Raw genomic sequence first — 1,387 nt, forward strand, 5'->3', positions numbered from 1 at the left:
TCTCCTCTTCGTGGTGTAGTTGCAGAACAGAAAAATACCCATGTTTTGATGGGTGAAGTTGTGGATGTCAATCCCGAACAGAAAAAACTCATTTTGAGCGATCGAGAAATAGATTACGATACATTAGTTATGGCAACTGGTGTTAGCCATAATTATTTCGGAAATGATTGGTCAGAAAAAGCTCCTGGACTAAAAACAGTAGAAGATGCACTAGAAATGCGTCGTAGAGTATTCGCCTCCTTTGAAGCTGCAGAAAAAGAATCAGATCCAGAAAAACGAAAAGCACTGTTAACCTTTGCAATAGTTGGCGCTGGTCCAACAGGGGTGGAATTAGCAGGTGCTTTAGCAGAGTTAGCGCATACTAAATTAAAAGAAGAATATCGCTCTGTTAATACTAGCGAAGCTCAAATTTATCTAATCCAAAGCGGAGAAAGAGTTTTACCTTCGTTTAAAACAGTTTTATCAGAAAGAGCACAAATAGAACTGGAGAAGTTGGGAGTCACAGTGTTGACTAAAACACGAGTGACTAATATAGAAAACAATATCGTCACCATTCGCTCTGGAGAAACAACCCAAGAAATTCCCGCTCACACAATATTATGGGGAGCAGGAGTTAAAGCATCAGCAGTTTCTCAAGCAATATCTAATCGTACAGGGGCAGAATTAGACCGCGCAGGTCGTGTTTTTGTTAATGAAGATTTGACAGTACCTGGTTATCCTGACATCTTTGTCATTGGAGACTTAGCTAACTACTCTCATCAGGGAGACTCTCCAGTACCTGGAGTTGCACCAGCAGCAATGCAGGAAGGATTTTATGTAGCGAAACTGATTCAAAAACGGTTGAAAAATAAGACCTTACCCCCATTCCACTATATTGACTACGGTAGTTTGGCAGTTATTGGTCGTCACCAAGCAGTTGTACAATATAAAGCAATTCGTTTTTCAGGTCCTCTAGCTTGGTTTGCTTGGTTATTTATTCATATCTACTATATGATTGAATTTGATAACCAACTCATTGTCATGATTCAGTGGGCCTGGAGCTACTTTACTGGTCAAGGTGGTGCTCGTCTAATCACTGAAAAAGCAACTAAAGCACCTACCTATGAAGAATGCCAGGCTCGCTATACTCCGCTAGTAACAAGCGAATCATCTGGTGAAGCTTAATTTAATCAGGGAATAGGGAAAAGTCAAAATTCAAAAGTCATGCATTAAGAATTTTCAAGTTAAAAGCTAATGCACAGTTTTAGCTGTATCAGTCTACTGGATTGTTTCATCTTAAATGTTGCAATAGATTCAATTCAAAAGTCAAAAGTCAAAAGTCATGCATTAAGAATTTTCAAGTTAAAAGCTAATGCACAGTTTTAGCTGTATCAGTCTACTAACAATA

The 1,387-nt window shown here is 38.8% G+C and carries 1 protein-coding gene; it reads left to right on the forward strand.

Going from position 1 to position 1,387, the window contains the following annotated elements; genetic code table 11:
- A partial coding sequence (locus tag F6K13_RS33260) for an NAD(P)/FAD-dependent oxidoreductase (protein ID WP_287289948.1) occupies window positions 1-1,164 on the forward strand: 1,164 nt, incomplete at its 5' end.
- Window positions 1,165-1,387 lie beyond the last annotated feature (223 nt).

This window comes from Okeania sp. SIO2B9, from assembly GCF_010672505.1.
GTDB classification, from domain to species: Bacteria; Cyanobacteriota; Cyanobacteriia; order Cyanobacteriales; family Microcoleaceae; genus Okeania; species Okeania hirsuta.